The 14,634-nt window shown below is 66.0% G+C and carries 16 protein-coding genes; 10 read left to right on the plus strand and 6 right to left on the minus strand.

All coding sequences use genetic code 11. From position 1 onward, the window contains the following. Nucleotides 1-5: 5 nt before the first annotated feature. From VNM24_04190 to VNM24_04200, 3 genes are all read left to right on the plus strand, one after another. Nucleotides 6-500: a cyclase family protein gene (locus VNM24_04190; GenBank protein HWQ37801.1), complete on the plus strand. Its 495-nt coding sequence runs from the start codon at nucleotides 6-8 to the stop codon at nucleotides 498-500. A 177-nt stretch (nucleotides 501-677) separates the two neighbouring features. Beyond that, nucleotides 678-1,109, plus strand: a complete 432-nt coding sequence (locus VNM24_04195; GenBank protein ID HWQ37802.1) for a VOC family protein — start codon at nucleotides 678-680, stop codon at nucleotides 1,107-1,109. A 458-nt stretch (nucleotides 1,110-1,567) separates the two neighbouring features. Then, complete coding sequence (locus VNM24_04200) at nucleotides 1,568-1,912, plus strand: hypothetical protein (GenBank protein ID HWQ37803.1); 345 nt, start codon at nucleotides 1,568-1,570, stop codon at nucleotides 1,910-1,912. Here VNM24_04200 and VNM24_04205 read toward each other — a convergent pair. Continuing rightward, on the minus strand, nucleotides 1,899-2,093 hold the full coding sequence (locus VNM24_04205; protein ID HWQ37804.1) for a hypothetical protein: 195 nt from the start codon (nucleotides 2,091-2,093) through the stop codon (nucleotides 1,899-1,901). The two genes, VNM24_04200 and VNM24_04205, sit on opposite strands and share 14 nt — an antisense overlap. Nucleotides 2,094-2,188: 95 nt before the next feature. Here VNM24_04205 and VNM24_04210 point away from each other — a divergent pair, with 95 nt between their 5' ends. The 4 genes from VNM24_04210 (at nucleotide 2,189) to VNM24_04225 (ending at nucleotide 5,991) form a co-directional block, all read left to right on the plus strand. Next, a complete protein-coding gene (locus tag VNM24_04210) occupies nucleotides 2,189-3,664 on the plus strand; it encodes a serine hydrolase (protein HWQ37805.1) in 1,476 nt (491 codons plus the stop codon). A gap of 77 nt (nucleotides 3,665-3,741) precedes the next feature. Beyond that, entirely contained in the window at nucleotides 3,742-4,584 is an 843-nt protein-coding gene (gene rhlP / locus VNM24_04215) for a rhombotarget lipoprotein (GenBank protein ID HWQ37806.1), read from the plus strand. Between the two features lie 26 nt (nucleotides 4,585-4,610). Further along, entirely contained in the window at nucleotides 4,611-5,222 is a 612-nt protein-coding gene (gene rrtA, locus VNM24_04220) for a rhombosortase (protein ID HWQ37807.1), read from the plus strand. 19 nt (nucleotides 5,223-5,241) lie between these two features. Then, nucleotides 5,242-5,991 carry a glucose 1-dehydrogenase gene (locus VNM24_04225; protein HWQ37808.1) on the plus strand — a complete coding sequence of 250 codons (750 nt, stop codon included), beginning with the start codon at nucleotides 5,242-5,244 and terminating at the stop codon, nucleotides 5,989-5,991. A gap of 94 nt (nucleotides 5,992-6,085) precedes the next feature. Here the strand turns inward: VNM24_04225 and VNM24_04230 are convergent, their stop codons facing one another. Then, nucleotides 6,086-7,951, minus strand: a complete 1,866-nt coding sequence (locus VNM24_04230; protein HWQ37809.1) for a TRAP transporter permease — start codon at nucleotides 7,949-7,951, stop codon at nucleotides 6,086-6,088. Further along, complete coding sequence (locus tag VNM24_04235; GenBank protein HWQ37810.1) at nucleotides 7,948-8,901, minus strand: TAXI family TRAP transporter solute-binding subunit; 954 nt, start codon at nucleotides 8,899-8,901, stop codon at nucleotides 7,948-7,950. Before VNM24_04235 ends, VNM24_04230 begins: the two co-directional genes overlap by 4 nt. 364 nt (nucleotides 8,902-9,265) lie before the next feature. Here VNM24_04235 and VNM24_04240 point away from each other — a divergent pair, with 364 nt between their 5' ends. Then, on the plus strand, nucleotides 9,266-9,469 hold the full coding sequence (locus tag VNM24_04240; protein ID HWQ37811.1) for a cold-shock protein: 204 nt from the start codon (nucleotides 9,266-9,268) through the stop codon (nucleotides 9,467-9,469). A 462-nt stretch (nucleotides 9,470-9,931) separates the two neighbouring features. On the opposite strand, the gene VNM24_04245 is transcribed toward VNM24_04240, so the two are convergent. The 3 genes from VNM24_04245 to VNM24_04255 form a co-directional block, all read right to left on the minus strand. Next, the gene (locus VNM24_04245; GenBank protein ID HWQ37812.1) at nucleotides 9,932-10,327 is read right to left on the minus strand and encodes a hypothetical protein; all 396 of its coding nucleotides are present in this window, start codon (nucleotides 10,325-10,327) and stop codon (nucleotides 9,932-9,934) included. Nucleotides 10,328-10,448: 121 nt separating this feature from the next. Then, nucleotides 10,449-11,012 carry a hypothetical protein gene (locus VNM24_04250; protein HWQ37813.1) on the minus strand — a complete coding sequence of 188 codons (564 nt, stop codon included), beginning with the start codon at nucleotides 11,010-11,012 and terminating at the stop codon, nucleotides 10,449-10,451. A 93-nt stretch (nucleotides 11,013-11,105) separates the two neighbouring features. Beyond that, nucleotides 11,106-12,161 carry a serine hydrolase gene (locus tag VNM24_04255; protein HWQ37814.1) on the minus strand — a complete coding sequence of 352 codons (1,056 nt, stop codon included), beginning with the start codon at nucleotides 12,159-12,161 and terminating at the stop codon, nucleotides 11,106-11,108. Nucleotides 12,162-12,349: 188 nt separating this feature from the next. On the opposite strand from VNM24_04255, the gene VNM24_04260 reads away from it, so the two are divergent. Both VNM24_04260 and VNM24_04265 read left to right on the plus strand, forming a co-directional pair. After that, complete coding sequence (locus VNM24_04260; protein HWQ37815.1) at nucleotides 12,350-13,192, plus strand: alpha/beta hydrolase; 843 nt, start codon at nucleotides 12,350-12,352, stop codon at nucleotides 13,190-13,192. A 263-nt stretch (nucleotides 13,193-13,455) separates the two neighbouring features. Next, nucleotides 13,456-14,631 carry a CoA transferase gene (locus VNM24_04265; protein ID HWQ37816.1) on the plus strand — a complete coding sequence of 392 codons (1,176 nt, stop codon included), beginning with the start codon at nucleotides 13,456-13,458 and terminating at the stop codon, nucleotides 14,629-14,631. Nucleotides 14,632-14,634 lie beyond the last annotated feature (3 nt).

Raw genomic sequence — 14,634 nt, forward strand, 5'->3', positions numbered from 1 at the left:
GGGGCATCGCCCGCGGCGTTCTGATCGGCGTCGCCAAGTCCAAGGGTGTGCCCTACCTGCCATCGTCCTACGCCATCACCCCGGCGGACCTGCAGGAAGCGCTGAGGAAGCAGGGCACCACGCTTCGCCCGGGCGACGTAGTGCTGAGGCGAACCGGTCTGATGACCCTGCGGCCCGACGTGGAGCAGTACCGCCTTCTGGATCAGGCCGGAGTGAGCCCGCAGGCGGCGCAGTGGCTGGTGGAGACGCAGCAGGCGATGCTGCTCGGCGCAGACAACTTCGGGGTCGAGAGCTTTCCCTCGAAGGACCCGGAGAACTTCGTACCGGTGCACACTTATCTGCAGGCCGAGAAAGGCGTCTCGCTGCTCGAAGCGGTTTGGCTGGAGGATCTGTCGAGGGACCGGGTGTACGAGTTCCTCTTCATCGCGGTGCCGCTGAAGATACGCAACGCGACTGCCTCTCCCTTGCGCCCGATCGCGATTCCGATCAGGAGCAGGTAGGGCACACCGGCACTCCCGCTCCCGCGGTGGGCGAAGGCGTCGCAGTGGCGACATACGACCGCCGGCTGTGGGGCGGCGCAAGAGCGAGTGGTCTTTCCGCGTGGCCGGCGGAAATGCCATGATTCCGCGAGGAGCGCGATCTGATCCCGCGCAGACCGCGAGGAGGAAGGAGGCCATATGGGAGAGGCACTGCTGTTCGACCACATTCACCTCATCAGCCGCGATCCGAAAGCGGCGGCCGACTGGTATTGCGCGATGTTCGGCGGCGAGATCAGCGCGGTGCAGGAGAATCTGCGCGGCGCGCCGCAGATCGACGTCCGGGTCGGTGGCATGACGATCGTCATCCGCGGCCAGCGGCCGGGCGAGCAGCCGGCCCGGCCCCGCCCCATGCAGCACTTCAACGGCTTTTCCAGCCACAACGAATGGGGGACCGACCACTTTGGTTTCAGCTATCGCGGCAACCTGCGTGCCTTCTGCGACGAACTCAAACGCAAAGGCGTGCGCATGGCCGTCGAGCCTTGGGAATTCAAGCCCGGAATGGTGCTTTGCTATGTCGAAGCGCCTGATGGAGTGAGTATCGAGTTGATTCAGGTAAATAGCCAAGAATAGGGACCGGTTGACGTAACCGTAATGGCCGATTCGGTGGGCATATCGGAATCGGCCAGCCCGACCGATACTGCATCGCTCCTATGCACCAGCCCGGCGCCTTTGCGGTTTCGCTGCCGCAGGGGGGCAAGTACAGCGAAGCCCAACTGCGAGCCGTGATCATGCTCGATTACGCAAGACTGCAGACTTCCTTCCAACAGCGACCAGCGGCGGCCCTCAGGGCAACGCGCCGCAAGCGGCGCGCCTGAAGTCGGACCCAGGCGCACTAAGAGGACATCAACGCCTGAAGTGCCGTTCATTCCTCATTTTGGCCCGCTTGTCACCCGCCGTTCTCAGTCCTGGAAACCGTCTGTCCTGCCCTGGCCGCCATACGGCGGATTCGGCTTTTCCCGAGAGCGGGATAGGAGTGAAATAGGTACCAAGGGAGGGTACGGTCCCCGCAAGGGGAAAGGAGGGCGACCATGACTGTACCTTCAACGCCGGTCGGCAACCGGCCCGGCGCGCTCGCGAGGCCCCCGCTTACGGCGGCGCAGCATGCCCTGCTCGAACACAAGGTACTGTCGATCAGTTCGCTGCAGCACGGCGCCTACTACGGCGGGTATCTCGACAACACGATGACCACCGGCCGGTGGCACGCCGAAAGGCGCCGCTTCATCTTCTGGGAAAACGGCATGCCGCAGCCCCAGTCCAGGGCGACCCCGCACGTAGCGGATCTCGGAACCGGTCCGCGCTTCGCGCCGCTGTGGCGCCGGGAGCCCGATCCGAAGTACGTGGTCAGCGACTTCGCGTTCGTCACGACTCGCTGAGCGAGAGCGACCACTCGGTCGCTTCCGCGATCCAAGCGTCGGGCTGGCGCACGCCCATCTCGGCCAGACAGGCGCGCGGGTCGACCGCGGACGCAAGCGCGCCCTGGTAGCGCTCCCCCCGGGTCATCCCGGTCTGCGTCCTCAAGTCGGAAGAGCGCGTGCGCGCGATGCCGAAACCCATCGACACGCGGTCTGCTGGCGAAGCGCGTGAGGCGGTGATAGCCTTTGGCGCATATGCCCGACGCGGCCCGTGCATTCGCGCAAGCGCAAAGATCGATGCCACTGATCGTGGGCTGCGCGTTGCTGCTGGCGGTCACGATCTGTCGCGCCGAGCAGCGGTCCGAGCCGCCGGAACTGCCGAGCGCCTGGGAAGTGCCACCGGGCGATCCCCTGGAGCACATGATCGCCGGCTACGCGAAGATCCTGTGCTCCGCGCTGTTCATCACCGGCCGCGACCTCGCCAGCGCGTCGGAGGAAGACGGCTTCTTCGTCGCGCCGCGCGCCGCACGGCGTCATGCCACCAGGATCGCGGTGGACGAGAAGGCGAAGGCCGTGCACGTTGCTCTGGCCAACGGCGTCATCCGCAGCGCCAGGCTGTACGCCGATCAGGGTTGCGTCACGCTCCCGCGCGGCGCCGATTCCGTGCACTTCACGCCGGTTCGCGTGCGCTCCTCGCTCCCCGACCCCGCGAAGCAGGACTGGCCGATGGGCGACCGGCTGCCGGAAGTGCCGCTGCCGGCGGAGATCGACGCGAACAAGCTCGCAGCCGCGGTGGACGCCGCATTCGATCCGTCCGAAGCGCTGACCGCGGCCTTCCTCGTGGCGTACAAGGGGCGCATCCTCGCCGAGCGCTACGGGCGCGGCATCGACGCCGCCACGCCGCTGCCGAGCTGGTCGATGGGCAAGAGCATCGGCGCCACGCTGATGGGGCGCCTGATCCACGAAGGCGTGTACGACCTCTGGCAGCCCGCCCCGGTCGAAGAGTGGCAGCGACCCGACGACCCGCGCCGCGCGATCCGCATCGCCGACCTGCTGCGCATGTCGAGCGGGTTGCGCTTCGTCGCGCCGCAGGACCCGGATTTCGACCCCGCGCGTGGCTATCCCGATCACCTCTACATCTACACCGGCGCGATCGACGCGGTGCGCTGGGCGATCACGCGCCCGCTGCAGTGGGCGCCCAATACGGTCGGACGCTATCGCAATTCCGACCCGCTGACGATCGGTTATCTGATCCGGAAAGCCGCGGCGGCGCGCAAGGAGGAATATCTCTGCCTTCCGCAGCGCCTGCTCTTCGACCGTATTGGCGTGCGGCGCATGGTGCTGGAGACCGATCCCTATGGCAATCTCATGCTGCAGGGCTATGATCTGGGAACGGGGCGTGACTGGCTGCGGCTGGGATTGCTCTACCTGCAGGACGGCGTTTGGAACGGACAGCGGCTGCTCCCCGAGGGCTGGAGCGACTTCGTGCGCACGCCCGCGCCGGCGTGGTCGACGCCGGTGTACGGCGCCTTCTTCTGGCTCAACCGCACCGGGCGCTGGCCGGTGCCCGAAGACGCTTACTTCATGGCGGGTGCGGGCGGCCAGTACTCGATCATCGTGCCGACGCACGATCTGGTGGTGGTGCGCCTCGGCCACTACAGAGGCGCCGCGCAAGGCGAACAGGCGCTGGCTCGCGCGCTCGCGCTGCTGATGCAGGCCGTGCCGCAGGTGCGCGCACCGTGGCGGCCACCGGCACAGGCGGCGCAGCGTTGAGCAGCACCTCGCAGATTCGGCACAATGCAGTTCGTCGCCACACTGCGGAAGCTCCAGCCGGTGCGGAGGAGACGACAATGAAACAACTCGCGATGAGCCGCGCAGCCTCGGTTGCGCTGCTGGCCCTGCTCTGCGCATTCGTGTCGAGTTGCGCCGGCGTGCGCGGGCACCACACCACCACCAGCGTCGTCGACTATCTGTATCCGGACGCGAAGGAGGGCGTGGTCGCCGACCAGGGCATCCCGGTCCTCACGCTGCCCATGCGCGTGGGCATCGCCTTCGTCCCGGAAAAGGGCGGAGGCGCCACGCTCTCGGAGGCGAAGAAGACCGAGCTGCTGCAACAGGTCGCGGACCATTTCCGCAAGCTCGAGTTCATCCAGTCCCTGGAGATCATCCCTTCGGCCTATCTCACGCCGCGCGGCGGATTCCAGAACCTCGAACAGATCCGGGCTCTGCACGGGATCGAGTCGATCGTGCTGGTCTCCTACGACCAGAAGCAGTTCACCGACGAAGGCGTGGCCTCGCTCGTCTACTGGACGATCGTGGGCGCCTACGTGATTCCGGGTGAAAAGAACTCCACCTACACCATGGTGGACGCGGTAGTCATGCACATCCCCAGCCGCAAGCTGCTGTTTCGCGCGCCGGGCACCAGTCAGGTGAAGGGCTACTCCACGCCCGTCAATCTCAGCGAGGAGCTGCGCCGCGACAGCGAGAAAGGTTTCGAGGAAGCCGTGAAGAGCATGATCCCCAGTCTGGAGCAGCAGCTCGCGCTGTTCCAGGAGAAGGTCAAGGCCTCGCCCGAGGAGTACCAGGTGGTACGCGCGCCGGGGGCGCGCGGCGGCGGGGCGCTCGAATGGCCGATGGCCCTGGTGCTGGCCCTGATGGTCGCCGGGGGTTGGTGGTGGGCGCGCCGTCGGTAAAGGTCGTTCCCTGGCGAACGTTTGCGTTGGCGGCCGGCGCGCTGGTCGCGTACGCCTGGCCGGGTGGTGCCGAGATCCTTATCTACGATCGCGCGGCCCTGGCTCACGGCGAAGCGTGGCGTCTGTTGAGCGGGCACCTGGTGCATTACTCGGCCGGTCATCTGCTGGCCAATCTGGCGCTCGTTGCGCCGGTTGCGCTGCTTGTGGAGCTGCGGTACCGGCGCGACTTCGTCTGGCTCCTTCTCGCCACCGCCTTGGCCATCGGCTGCGCGCTGTTTTTGCAGCGGCCGGAGATCGTCGAGTACGCGGGCCTGTCCGGTGTCGCACTGGCCTTCCTGGTGTATGCCTGTCTGCGCGGCCTGCACGAGCAGCGGCGCTGGCGCATCGTCTGCGCGGCCGTGCTCGCGGTCGTGTGCGCCAAACTGTGGGCCGAGTCCGTGTGGGGATGGAGCGTTCGCGACTGGCGGGGAACGGACGCCTTCGTCTCCGTGGCGTTGAGTCACCTGCTCGGCGCCGCGACGGGCGCGGCGCTGTATTGTGTGCGGGTCGCATCGCCGGGCTGGCGTCGCGCAAGCCGTCAGCCGCCACGGTATCGCCCGGAGCGCGTCCGGAGGCGGGCATTGCCGGAGGTCGACTGAAGCAACAAGGGAGAAGAAGGTGAGGCTGAAGAACAAGGTTGCGCTTATCACCGGCGCGGCATCGGGGATGGGCGAGGCGACGGCGCTGATCTTCGCGCGCGAGGGCGCGAAGGTGGTGGTGTCCGACGTGCTGGAGATTGAAGGCAGCTCGGTGGCCGCCGCGATCGTCTCGGGCGGAGGAGAGGCGATCTTCGTGCCGCTGGACGTGACCGACGAAGCGCAGTGGCAGAAGGCCGTGCAGGCGAGCGTCGTGCGCTACGGACGCCTGGACATCCTGGTCAACAACGCCGGCATCAGCGGTGCGGTTCCCGACCGGACGGATACCGCCTATTTCGACCAGTTGATAGCGGTGAACGCGCGCGGGACTTTTCTCGGCATGAAGACCGCCATTCCCGAGATGAGGAAAGCGGGTGGTGGATCGATCGTCAACATGTCTTCGATCTCCGGCTTCGTCGGCCAGCAGTTCGTGCACATGGGCTACAACGGCGCGAAGGCCGCGATCCGGGTGATGACCAAGTCCGCCGCCGTGCAGTACGCGCGCGACAACATCCGCGTGAATTCCGTTCATCCCGGCGTGATGCCGCCAATGCGCACCTCGGTGACCGCCGCTGATCCCAAGTTGCGCGAAAAGCTGATGGAGTCAATCCCGATGCGCCGCGCCGGCCGGGTGGAGGAGGCGGCCTACGCGGTTCTCTTCCTCGCCTCCGACGAAGCTTCCTACATCACCGGCACCGAGCTGGCGGTGGACGGCGGGTACCTCGCGGCCTAGCAAGAGTTGAGAAGGACGGCCTGAGCGAATCGCCGCTGCTCGCTCGGTGCCGCTCGCTGCGCACGTGACGGTGGCGGCGGGTCGGTCTCGCCGGTCAGGCGCCCTTGGCCTTCGGTTTCTTCGCAAGCACCTGGGCGGCGATGACGATCGCGGTCAGCGCGATGCCCCCAAGGTCGGTGTAGATGCCCGGCTTGATCAGCATCAGCGCGGCAGCCACCAGCAGCAGCCGCTGCCACCAGGTGGCGATGCCGGCGAAGTAGCCAGCCAGCCCGCCGGCGAGGCAGGTCACGCCGATACTCGCGCTCACTGCCGTGAGCGCGATGGAGCCGGGCGTGCCGATCATCAGGAGCGAGGGACCGAACACGAACATGAACGGAATGATGTAGCCGCTCGCGCCGAGTCGCACGGCTTCGCGACTCGACTCCCACAGCCCGGCGCGGGAGATGCCGTTGGCGGCGTACACCGCGAGCGCGACCGGCGGTGTGATGGCCGAGAGGATGGAGAAGTACAGCACGAACATGTGCGCCGCTTCGACCTGCACGCCGAGCTTCACCAGAGCGGGGACCAGCAGTGCGGTCTGCATGATGTAGGCCGGTGCGGTGGGCATGCCCATGCCGAGCACGATGCCCGCCGCCATGGTGAGCAGAAGCGCCAGCAGCACCTGGTTGGCGGCGGCCCGCAGCACCAGATCGGTGAACTCGAGGCCCAGTCCCGTGAGATAGATGACGCCGATGACGATGCCGGCGCAGGCGCAGGACAGCGCAACCGAGACGGTATTGCGCGCGCCGGACTCCAGCGCGGCGACCAGGTTGTCGAGCCGCACATAACGGCGCGTGCTCTTGCGCAGCAACGCGGTGGGAATCGTGGAGGCAATCCCGCAGAGCGCGGCAAAGGGCGCGCTGTAGCCGGCAAGCAGCACGCCGATGATGATGCCGAGCGGCAGGAACAGATGCCCGCGGGCCTTGAGCACTTCGCCCAGACGCGGTAGTTCGGAACGCGGCAGCCCCTTCATGCCCACGCGCTTGGCCTCGAAGTGCACCGTCATGAACAGCGCGAAGTAGTAGAGCAGCGCCGGCAGCAGCGCGTACATCGTGACTGTGAGGTAGCTGATGCCGAGGAACTCGGCCATGATGAAGGCCGCCGCGCCCATGATGGGCGGCATGATCTGCCCGCCGGTGGAGGCGACCGCCTCTACGCCGCCGGCGAAGGCCGGCGAGTAGCCGATGCGCTTCATCATCGGGATGGTGAAAGTGCCGGTGGTCATGACGTTGGCCACCGCGCTGCCCGAGACGGTGCCGAACATGCCGCTGGTGATGCAGGCGACCTTGGCCGGTCCGCCCACCGCCCTTCCGGTCAGGCTCAGCGCGAAGTCCATGAACAGTTGCCCGGTTCCCGTACGCTCCACCAGCGCGCCGAACACGATGAAGAGCATGACGTAGGTCGCCGAGACGTAAACGGGAATGCCGAAGATCCCCTCGGTGCCGAGGTACATCTGCTCCGCCAGCTCGCGCAGGGTATTGCCGCCGAGCGTGAGCGCGTAGAGCACAAAGGCGGCCGCAGTCGCCGGCAAAGCCCAGCCCACCGCACGCCTTGTGGCGTCCAGCACGAGCAGCACGGTCGCCACGGAGAACGCCCAGTCCAGCGGCATCAGGGCGTCGACGTAGACCATCCGGTTGGTGACGTACTCGCGCTCCACGACGAGATAGCCGCAAACCACCATCGAGGCCGCCACCAGAACGAACTGCAGCCAGCGCGGCCGCGGCGCCAGCATCAAGTAGGCGAGGACGAGGGCGAATCCGAGGTGAAGGCTGCGCAGCGTGAGCGCGTCCGGCGGCCCGTACCAGCCCACGTAGAGATGGAAGGCGGCCATCGCCAGCGCCACCAGCGTGACGAGGCGCCCGCGCACGCTTCTGTGCAGCAGCGGCAGGCCCGGCTGTTCGCTGCTCGCCGCCGCCGTCATGAACCCGAGCTCTTCTCGCGATACCACTGCGCCGCGCCGGCGTGCAACGGTACGCCGATGTCCCGGCCCATGCTCCGCACCGTGGCCCTTTTGAGCGCCCGCGCGATGGCGGCGAGATCGTCGCGGCGGGTGTAGAGGCCGTCGAGCACGGTGTAGACGATCTTCGCATCGAGATCGCAGCGCGCGATGAGGTGCGTGGCGTAGCCGATGGTGAGCACGTCCCGATCCTGCTTCGGATAGGTTCCGGCGGGGATGACCGTGCGCTCGTAGCCGGGATTCAGCGCCCGCATTCTCGCCAGACCGTCGTCCGGAATGTCGACCAGCCTCACGTCGCGCCCGCTGGCGAGATCCATGATGGCGGAAGCCGGAATCGAGGTCCCGAGCGTGAAGATGTCGGCATTGCCGTCCTTCATCAGCGCCACCGAATCGGTGTACGAGCCGTAGTTCACGCCCGCCAGATCCCGATAGCTCATGCCGTAGGCCTGAAGCAGATGCGCGGTGATCGCTTCGGCGGTGTTGCCGCGCTGCTGCGCGGCCAGCACGCGCCCGCGAAAGTCGGCCGGACTTGCGATGCCGGAATCCGCCAGCGTGACTACCTGGAAGTACTGCGGGTACAGGGTGGCCACGTTGCAGACGTGCGTGGCCTTGTTCTGGAAGGGCGGCTGGCCGTTGATGGCGTCCAGCGTGGACACCGAGTTGGCGAAGGCCATCTGGGCGCGGTCGGTTTCCACCGCGAGCACGTTGGCGATGCCGCCACCGGGCAACACCTGCACGGACAGGCCGGGCATGCGCGCCTCCACGACGCTCTTCAACGCGCCCGCCAGGGGGTACCACGCGCCGCCCTGTGGACCGCTCGCGAAGCGCAGCCGTTCCGAGGGCGCCGTGCAGCCTGCGGCCAGCGCACCCGCGAGCAGTGCGTGCGCCAGCCACGCGGCCAATCTGGACCTCATCGGATTCTCCTGCCTCCCTCTATCCCGTCCGCGTCCGCCGCCTCGCACTCCCCGAACGCGCAGAGCGCATGATCACACATTCCCGCCAGCGTGACGGCGATGGCACGCCTCATCCTCCCGCTGACCCGAGAGGGGAAGTTGCACGCCGTCGATGCGCATGGCTTGCCGAGCACTGCGAGCGGCGAAATGTTTTGACGGGGCCGGGATATCCGTGTATAAAGAGCGCGCAGGATTCTCCAAGCGCTGATTCAGCTGGTCCGTCGAAACTGCGTTCGCGGTACTCGTCAGATCTCCTCAATAATCTACTCTTGGCTGTCCCGCCAGCGGGCGAAAGCCCATTCATTCTCTTTCAGGAAGATCAGACGTGGAAACAGGTACCGTAAAGTGGTTCAACGAGGCAAAAGGCTTCGGCTTCATTACTCCGGACAATGGCGGCAAAGATCTCTTTGCGCATTATTCGGCGATCCAGGGCAGCGGTTTCAAGTCGCTCAGGGAAAACCAGAAGGTGACCTACGACAAGACGACCGGCCCCAAAGGCGATCAAGCATCCAACATTCGGCCTGTGTAAGCAGGGCGAACGAAGGACCCAGGACTGAGGAATCAGGACTGGGCGAAGAAAGCCCGCCTCGCGCGGGCTTTTTTCTTTTCAGAGTCGGCAGGCTGCGCGTACCCGAGGCTCAAGGCAAGGGGCAGACCGATCGCGGCCGTCGACTACGGAGATGTGCGGCGTTGCGCTCCCTCGAAGCATCGCGCGGGTGATGCGATCGCCCAGGCGCTGCAGCCCCTGTGCCTGATCGATGATCCAGGCGCCATCGGCTTTGACGCGATCGAGCACCGACTCCAGCGTCCCCACGACGCGCGGATGATCGGCCTGCGCAGTCTTGACCTCGAGAACGATTCGGCGATTGCCGCGTTCGATGAAACGGGCGGCGAGTTGGCGCAGGCGGCCGCAGCCAGGCGGCGAAACATGCCCTGCGACTTGGAAGGGTGGCTTCTGGATTGCAAGTTACTCCCGGGCTTTCCGGGGCGATCAGTTCTGCGGCGGCGGGGGAGACGCAGGCGCGGGCGACGGCCGTCGGGTGGGGAACTGCGCCGAGGCGCGCCACATGTAGAAAGTGACGGCCTCGGATCTGGCCAGCACCTCGCCCTTTTCGTCGACCAGCAGCGCCTGCAGCGTGTGCGCGCCGCGGTCGATGCCCTCAAGATCGATGGTCGAGGCGTCGGTATCGGGGCCGACCGGCGAGCCGTCCAGCAGCAATCGGATGCGTCGGCGATCGCCGAGCGCGGCTTCCACCACCACCCTGACATTGCCCAGATTGTCGTGAACCGTCTGCTCGTGCTGCGGGCTCACGATGGCGATTTGCGCCGCGCCGGCCTTCGGCACGGCGAGCCAACAAACCGCCGCCATCAGGATGGCGGCGGACATACGTGCTCCTGGACGGTCGCGGGTCATGAATGCTGGCCTCCGTCAACAGAGACCGCCAGGCGGCGTCTCGGGTTCGCGGGCCGGGCGCTCGGAAGGCTGCGGTGATCCGCCGATTGCTCGCTCACCAGACTCTGACCTTGATCTGCGCTATGACGGCTCCGTCTACCCGGTCGTTGATGGTCGGGACCACGCTGAAATTGAAGCCGATGCGCCGACTCTCGATGGCCAGCAGCGGCAGCGGCGCGACGAACCAATCGCCGTCCCGCACTCGAGGATAGCCATCCAGCGCGGCGATGACGACGCCGGCCACGACCCGAGTCGTATCGCCGGCCTTCCAGTGCAGCGGCCGCCACTGGTAGGCGGCGTAGCGGGTCCTCTCCCGTTCACTGTTGATGAAGGTGCCGCCGATGAGTGCGTGGTTGCGGTGCAGCACGATCTCGGCACCGAGGCCGATGTTGTCTTCGCGCAGATCCCGCGTGCGGTCGAAGTGCAGGGAGAAGAAACCCGGGTTGAGCCATATCCGGGGATAGGATTCACCGGTTTTCGAATCAGCCAGCGACGGAGTCGGAGAGGCCAGGACGACGAGCACGAGGCACAGGCTCCCGAATGTGCTCGGCGTTGCCCGGACAATTCGTCTTGCATTCATTCTTGTTGCACTCGTCTTGTTCTTGATTTCGGGCGACATGATCGGCCGGTCCCCACGAAGCAACCGCCCTGCAAAGCGGCCCGGCGGCATTGTGCCGCAACTTCGCCTGTCCAGTCGAAGCCAAGGGATCTTCTACCCCTGATCCACGGCCTCCAACACCTGTCCGAAGAATGCGTTTGCGTGCTCCGGATCGATCCAGCGAACCACCAGTACCATCCGGCGCTCGGGCTCGATCCAGGTGAAGTTGCCGCCTGCGCCGACGGCGAACCAGCTCGACTCCGGCACGCCGGGAAAAACGCGCCGCTGGTCATTGAGCCAGACGAGATATCCATAGAAAGGCGCGATCGGACACGGCGTTCGCATGCGCCCGATCCACTCCGACGAAACCACCTGTCGGCCGTTCGCTCTACCGTCATCCAGCATCATCTGGCCGATCCGCGCCTGATCCAGGGCGCTGATCGACACGCCGCCACCCCAATGCGAGCCACCGGGTACCGACTGGACTTTGCGCCCCTTCACCTCGACCCAGGCGTGGTCGTAACCCTTCCAGCCCCAATCGTCGCTCGCGCCGATCGGTTGCATGATCGCTTCGCGAAAGACTTCGGGCAGCGGACGGCCGAAAAGGTGAAGCAGCGCCAGTGAAAGCTGGTTGATGCGAACGTCGTTGTACTCCCAGTAGGTTCCGGGTGCCTGAAGCGGGCGCGCGTCGCCTTTCCTTCCCCTTGCGGCGGTGACCTGAAACTGCACGAAGCGGTAGCGGTCGACGCGGTCCGGGATACCGAAGCACTCGCCTTCCCATTCGCTCGTCTGCTGCAGCAAGTGCGTCCAGGTCACCTGGGCATTGCGGCCGTGGTCGAAGCCGATGCCGCGAATGCGCGATCCGACGGGCTCGTCGGGATCGGGCAGCAGGCCTCGGTCAAAGGCCACGCCCGCCAGCAGCGCAAGATAGGTCTTCGCCACGCTGAACGTGAGATCGGCCCGGTGAGGCTCGCCCCAGGAGACAAGCGTCTTCCCGTGCAGCAAGACCGTTCCGGACACCGGGCCGCGCGCGTGCACCGGCCCGAGCAGGCGGTTCCACGGCGGCGGGTCCTCGTTGTGAATGCCCCAGCTGTCGGAAATGTCGCGCGACCAGGGAATCTCGTGGTTGGTCGCGAAGCGCACGGCTTGTTCGAGCTTGGTGTGTCGCATGCCAGTCGATGCCGGACCGGGCCGGTCCAGCGCGGCATCTTAGCGCGCAGCACGAGATCCGGCTGGCCAACGATCACGCACGAGGCATGCCCGATCCCTTGTGCCGCCTGATCTGCTAATGTCTTGCAGCGAATCGCCTTGCCGCAGGCACGGCGGGAAGTCCATGACGTCCGTTTGGCCGCAACTGCATGCCTGTCCTGACCACCGACGATGGTGTGAATCTGTACTACGAAGAGACCGGCTCGGGGACTCCGATCGTCTTCGTGCACGAGTTCGCCGGCGACTGGCGCACCTGGGAGCCGCAGGTTCGCCACTTCTCGCGCCGCTACCACTGCATCGTCTATAACGCCCGCGGCTATCCGCCCTCCGATGTTCCCGCGGAGGTCGAACGCTATTCGCAGAGCCGCGCACGGGACGACATTCTGGCCGTGTTGAACGCGCTTCGCATCGAGCGGGCGCACATCGTCGGCAACTCGATGGGCGCCTTCGCGGCGCTGCACTTCGGAATGGCTTATTCGCCGCGTGCGGCTTCGCTCGTGGTCTGCGGCTGTGGCTACGGCGCGCATCCGTCGCAGTATGCGCAGTTTCAGGCGCAGTCCCGCGAGCTGGCGAGGACGATCCTCGACAAGGGCATGGCGCACGTGGCAGCGACCTACGGCCACGGCCCCTCGCGGTTGCAATTGAAGGTGAAGGACCCGCGCGGCTTCGAGGAATTCATCCGCAACTTCTCGGAACACTCGCCGCAAGGCTCCGCCAACACGATGCTTGGATACCAGGCGCGGCGACCTTCGCTCTACGACTTGACCGCGGAAATGGCGCGCGTGCGTGTGCCGGTGTTGATCGTGGCTGGCGACGAAGACGATCCGGTGCTCGAGCCATCACTCATGATGAAGCGCACCATCCCCACCGCCGCGCTCGCCGTGCTGCCGAAAAGCGGGCACATGACCAACCTCGAAGAGCCTCAGCTATTCAACCACCTGCTGGAGGATTTCTTCCGCCAGGTCGAAAGCGGAAGATGGCAGTCCCGCTGACGCGGGACTGAAGCTCTCAAAGCGGAGGACGCAGAGGACGCGGAGTATAGATAGGACTTACTATGTGAACCACGGAAGACACGGTGGACACGGAGGAAGCCAAAAACAAGATTGGGTAACAACGGAAAACAGGAAGAACGCGCTAAGTTCTGGCGGGTGCAGACCGAATCGTCAGTTCTCAATCTCCAGGCAGTCCGCTGCTTTTTCTCTCGTTCTTCCTCCATGTCCTCCGTGCCCTCCGTGGTTCAATGGTTCATCGTGAGATGACGACAGCGGACGCTCTCTCTCATTTGCGAGTGATCGACCTGACGCGCGTGCGCGCGGGTCCGACGTGCGTGAAGCAGTTCGCGGACTGGGGCGCGGACGTGATCAAGGTCGAGATGCCGGACAGCGAGGACCTGCTGGGAGAACGCGAAGGTTCGGACTTCCACAACCTGCATCGCAACAAGCGCTCGCTCACGCTCAACCTCAAGGATCCGCGCGGCGTCGAGGTGCTCAAGCGCCTGGTGAGGACGGCCGACGTGCTGGTGGAAAACTTCCGGCCCGACGTCAAGCACAAGCTGGGCATCGACTACGAAACGCTCGCGCACGAGAATCCGCGGCTGATCTATGCCAGCATCTCCGGGTTCGGTCAGGACGGGCCGTATCGCGATCGCGCGGGCTTCGACCAGATCGCACAAGGCATGGGGGGATTGATGTGGGTGACCGGGTTGCCGGGACAGGGCCCGGTGCGCGCCGGCATCCCGGTCGCGGACTTGAGCGCCGGGCTGTTCGCCGCCCTCGGCATCCTGATTGCGCTGGAAGAACGCAGCCGTTCCGGCAAGGGGCAATGGGTGCAGACTTCGCTGCTGTCGGCGATGGTGGCGATGATGGATTTCCAGGCGGCGCGCTGGCTGGTCGAAGGCGAACTGCCGGACCAGGCGGGCAACGATCATCCGACGTCGATGCCCACCAGCGTCTATCCGACCGCGGACGGATTCGTAAACATCGCCGCGTCCGGCAATCCGATCTTCGCCCGCCTGTGCGAGGCGGTGGGTGATCCGGATCTTGCCCGGCACCCGGACTACGTGACGGCCAGGCTGCGCTCGAAGAACCGTGTCGCGCTGAACGCCGCGATCGCCGCGCACACGCGCCGCTACGCCTCCGAGGCGCTGATCGATCTGCTGGCGAAGGCCGGGGTGCCCTGCGGGCCGATCTACAGGATGGACCAGGTCTTCGCCGATCCGCAGGTGCGGCATCTCGCGATGGCGGTGGCGGTGCCGAGGGCAGATGGCGGCGAGCACATGGCTCTGGTCGGCCCGGCGTTCACGCTTTCGCGCACGCCGGCGCGCATGAAGCGCACGATCGGGTCAGCTGGAGAGCATAATGAGGAAATTCTTCGCAGCCTCGGCTACAGCGCCACGGACATCGCCGCACTGCGCGCGGCCAAGGTCGTCTGATCG

The organism is Burkholderiales bacterium, assembly GCA_035560005.1.
Classification (GTDB): domain Bacteria; phylum Pseudomonadota; class Gammaproteobacteria; order Burkholderiales; family Eutrophovitaceae; genus DASRFY01.

What these genes read in the sequence shown, in the direction of transcription:
- VNM24_04195 (HWQ37802.1), top strand. Translation starts at nt 678, where the DNA reads ATGGGAGAGGCACTGCTGTTCGACCACATTCACCTCATCAGCCGCGAT.
- VNM24_04200 (HWQ37803.1), top strand. Translation starts at nt 1,568, where the DNA reads ATGACTGTACCTTCAACGCCGGTCGGCAACCGGCCCGGCGCGCTCGCG.
- VNM24_04205 (HWQ37804.1), bottom strand. Translation starts at nt 2,093, where the DNA reads ATGGGTTTCGGCATCGCGCGCACGCGCTCTTCCGACTTGAGGACGCAG.
- VNM24_04210 (HWQ37805.1), top strand. Translation starts at nt 2,189, where the DNA reads ATGCCACTGATCGTGGGCTGCGCGTTGCTGCTGGCGGTCACGATCTGT.
- rhlP (HWQ37806.1), top strand. Translation starts at nt 3,742, where the DNA reads ATGAAACAACTCGCGATGAGCCGCGCAGCCTCGGTTGCGCTGCTGGCC.
- VNM24_04230 (HWQ37809.1), bottom strand. Translation starts at nt 7,951, where the DNA reads ATGACGGCGGCGGCGAGCAGCGAACAGCCGGGCCTGCCGCTGCTGCAC.
- VNM24_04235 (HWQ37810.1), bottom strand. Translation starts at nt 8,901, where the DNA reads ATGAGGTCCAGATTGGCCGCGTGGCTGGCGCACGCACTGCTCGCGGGT.
- VNM24_04245 (HWQ37812.1), bottom strand. Translation starts at nt 10,327, where the DNA reads ATGTCCGCCGCCATCCTGATGGCGGCGGTTTGTTGGCTCGCCGTGCCG.
- VNM24_04250 (HWQ37813.1), bottom strand. Translation starts at nt 11,012, where the DNA reads ATGTCGCCCGAAATCAAGAACAAGACGAGTGCAACAAGAATGAATGCA.
- VNM24_04255 (HWQ37814.1), bottom strand. Translation starts at nt 12,161, where the DNA reads ATGCGACACACCAAGCTCGAACAAGCCGTGCGCTTCGCGACCAACCAC.
- VNM24_04260 (HWQ37815.1), top strand. Translation starts at nt 12,350, where the DNA reads ATGCCTGTCCTGACCACCGACGATGGTGTGAATCTGTACTACGAAGAG.
- VNM24_04265 (HWQ37816.1), top strand. Translation starts at nt 13,456, where the DNA reads ATGACGACAGCGGACGCTCTCTCTCATTTGCGAGTGATCGACCTGACG.